The sequence below is a fragment of the Paraglaciecola sp. genome, assembly GCF_030730205.1.
Lineage (GTDB): Bacteria > Pseudomonadota > Gammaproteobacteria > Enterobacterales > Alteromonadaceae > Paraglaciecola.
The window spans coordinates 1-3,864 of sequence record NZ_JANQVQ010000120.1 but is presented as its reverse complement, the minus strand read 5'-3'; the positions used below and the strand labels follow the sequence as shown (position 1 = coordinate 3,864).

At 47.2% G+C, this 3,864-nt stretch carries 2 protein-coding genes; one reads left to right on the top strand and one right to left on the bottom strand.

What is annotated here, in order from left to right; genetic code table 11:
• On the top strand, nucleotides 1–2,927 hold a 2,927-nt coding region (locus NWQ57_RS08620), incomplete at its 5' end, for a VCBS domain-containing protein (protein WP_306021741.1).
• Between the two features lie 89 nt (nucleotides 2,928–3,016).
• Here NWQ57_RS08620 and NWQ57_RS08615 read toward each other — a convergent pair.
• A partial coding sequence (locus tag NWQ57_RS08615; RefSeq protein WP_306021740.1) for a polysaccharide lyase family 7 protein occupies nucleotides 3,017–3,864 on the bottom strand: 848 nt, incomplete at its 5' end.

Here is a 3,864-nt window from a genome sequence, read left to right as displayed (position 1 = left end):
GTTTTGATACTACAACTGTGTTACCGACCGAGATTGGCGTTGTAGATCTGGGCGCAGCTGGTGCAACAGATGCCGACCGCTATGGCTTGGTATTAGCACTGTTGTCGCAACTCGACGCCGACAATACTGGCAAAGATATGGCGATGTTAATCGCGGATATTGCGGCTGATTTAGCGGATGGCTCGTTTTCACAGGCGTTACTAGATGCCTTTGAAACAGCTCAGATAAATTTACAAACGGTGTCAGTTATCGCCAATGCCGTTAATCCATCTTTGCTTGATGTGATTGGCTCGGCAATTGGATACAACAACACCCCTGTCGCGGCCATTATTGAAGGGATGTTGAGCGGAACCATTCAAAATACCGCCACAGAGCCGTTGACGGGTTCAGTCACGGTGATTGATCCTAACTTTGGCGAAGATGAAATTGTGGCGCAAAATGCCATGCTGCTCGACTTTGGTACCTTTAGTATCAATGCGCAAGGTAATTGGTCATATACCGTTGATGTTAACAACGAAACGGTCGCAAGCCTGGAGCTTGGTAACTCTGTGAATGATACGGTGACTATCACATCGCTTGACGGAACCACTGCCGACATCGTCATTCGCATTGCTGCGCTGACGCAGTTAGTAAAGATTTCAGATACTGGCAATGACACGGGTGAAATTAGATTTAGTGTCAATAATTTACGTAAAGGTAAACTCAGTGCTGCGTTTGCCAAAGATGAAACTTTGGGCAGTGATGGCAATATTAAAGATGCCTACATTACACTGTATGGCTCTTCTGGTAGCTCAAGTGAGGCGTTGATTGATTTGCGAATTCAAGGCTCGCAAACAGACGCTAATGGCATGCCGATCGCCCCTCGCTTCTTGGTCAGAAACACAGAAAGTGCCGCTTATCCCGGTGTGATCGTTACTGCCCCTTTTGTTGAAGGGCAATTTTATACTGTTGAGATTACCTGGGATTTGGATGCCGCTGAGCAATTAACCCTGACCATTAACGATGAAGTTATTGGTGGAGGGTCTTTCACTACTGCGGCGGTAGTTGATCCCGATTTCGTTAATATTGAGCAGTGGTTTGCCGATGGTATTAAGGCCGTTCAATTTAGATTGGGTGACAATGACAGAACGATCCCTTTTGGATCCTTTTATGTCGACGATATCGCCGTCTATTCAGACGTTACGGGCACCACCAGCGTATTTGCCGATGATTTTGAAAGCTACGCCGAGGGTGAAACCCTGGATGGTGTTGGCAGTCGTTATAACTTAGCGATCTATTCAGAAGTTGTGGTATTTGATGTTGGCGATGGTACTAGCGAACCGACACCAGCAGCCTTCTTTGACTTAACCGCGACCCTTCCAAGTAATGCTACTGCAGCACTGACCGGAACCGTTACTGTTGTTGATCCGGATGAAGGTGAAGCTTTTATTATGCCTGCATCGTTCCGCAGCACCTTTGGCGAATTCGCCATTATGGAAGACGGGGCTTGGACTTACTTGCTTGATACAAGCAACGCCGTTATTGCTGCGCTGGTAAGCGGTGAGCGCGAAACGGATACGATCACGATTGAATCTGTTGACGGTACAACCGCTGAGCTGGTGATTACCATCACTGGTGTGGGCGGCGATACAGGTGGCGCCAATAATGTCGCAGTCATTGTTGATACCGATCCAAGTGATACCGGAGAGCTTCGTTATGCGCTTGGGAGCGATGGCCCACTTGCGCAAGGTCGAATTACGGTATCTGTTAAGCGTTTAGATGATGAATTAGGCGATGGTGATGCGTTTATCACGCTATTCAATTCTGCCACCAATAATGATGGGGCGATTTTAGATCTACGTATTAAAGATGATAGCTTTGAGGTTCGCAGCCCAAGTGGTGTCGATACGTCGGCGGCCACGGTATTGTTAGATACCTTCATGGATGTTGTTATCACCTGGGAATATCCAAATGGTAACTTAGAGGTAACGCCATTGGTTACGGTTGAAGTCGATGGTGTCAGTTTTGTGGCCGAAGGCTTTACCCCAGACAATAATGCTATAGGTGGTGTGACTCACGTGTCGTTCCGGTTTGGTGACAATAGTGGAGTACGGGCAGAGACAGGTAAATTTACTGTTGATGACTTATTCATTTACTCTGACACGGCTGGAACCAATGTCGTGTTTTCTGACGACTTTGAGTCATACATTGATGGTGATTCTCTCGACACGGACAACCCTGCATCACCCTATAACTCAGCAACGTCTGAAGCAAGTGTTGAGTCTGTGGGTGACGCTGGTGGACCCGGTACACCGGGCAATAAGATTGCAGAAATACGTGATACCGATGCCTCTGACACCGGAGAGTTAAGATACGCACTTGGGGATAATGGTCCTCTGGCACAAGGACGGATTACGGCATCTGTTAAGCGGTTAGATGATGAATTAGGTGATGGTGATGCGTTTATCACGCTATTCAATTCTGCAACCAATAACGATGGCGCGATTTTAGATTTGCGTATTAAAGATGATAGCTTTGAAGTTCGCAGCCCGGGTGGTGTTGATACGTCGGCGGCCACCGTAGTGTTAGATACCTTCATGGATGTTGTTATCACCTGGGAATATCCAAATGGTAACTTAGAGGTTACGCCATTGGTTACGGTTGAAGTTGATGGCGTCAGTTTTGTGGCTGAAGGCTTTACCCCCGATAACAATGCTATAGGTGGGGTGACTCACGTGTCGTTCCGGTTTGGTGACAATAGTGGTGTACGAGCCGAGACAGGTATATTTAGTGTTGATGACATAGTGATATTCGCCGACAAGGCGGGAACCAGTGTGGTGTTTTCAGACGACTTCGAAACCTATGAAGAGGGTGATTCGCTGGATGCTGACAACGCTGTGTCACCTTATAACTCAGCAACGTCTGAGGCTATCGTAGCGGTTGAATAACCCCTTTTATCCTCTGCTGCGTAATCGCTCAGAGATAAAAGGAGTCAAGGTGAGAGGGGCGGGAGTGATCCCGCCTCGTATTTTATTGGCTATTCACTGCCAGAGTATCCAATGTGACTGTTTTTTATGTTATAGAACGTTGCCTGGACAAATTCTTCGGGGTTGCTTGAATTGTTACCGTTATAAACGCCAACTTTGAAATAATGGTACTGACCATCCTCATTATACAGACTGTCAGACATATCATAATGCGACACCACATCGGCCTTACCTTCACGGCTGATTGTGACTGTGAGTAAGTTGACATTGACGCTGATGTGGTAACTAAAAACCTCATTCAGGGCGATACCCTCTACTGGGTTTGCAGCGGTGTTGCTGCGAGAGCCAATCATGTCGACATAAGTTTCAAAGTTGTCACCGTCGCTGTCTTTAACCCGGCTCTCATGCGCGAAATAGATGGCGCCGCGATCGTTTCCTGGCAGTTTCCGGTAATATAAGCGCACAGGCTCATCGTCATTGGCGTGGATTTGACCAATGATTACCCGGCCAATCTGATAATTTTCACCAGTGGTGGTAACCTGATTGACCGCCATTGTTACCCTCAGTTCACCGTCGAAGCCAGCTGCATTATTTTTTCCCTGCGCTGATGCACTGCCAAACACCCAGTTATTTTTATTCACACCCTGAGTGCTGATTCTAAGGTCGCCACGGCGTAACATTTCCCGTAGTTCAACCCTTACATAACTGGTATTGGCAGAGGTTTTAAAGCCATAACTGGGAGAGCGCATCACAATGCCGCCATCAGATGAGGCATGAAAAAACTCAGAATTAGTATAACCGTCTGCAAGGTCTGTTTCCGAAATGGAGTCGGCAGTGCCACTATTGTCCTCATCAGTAGGGATACTCAGGTACCAGTCTATCAACTCAATACCCAATT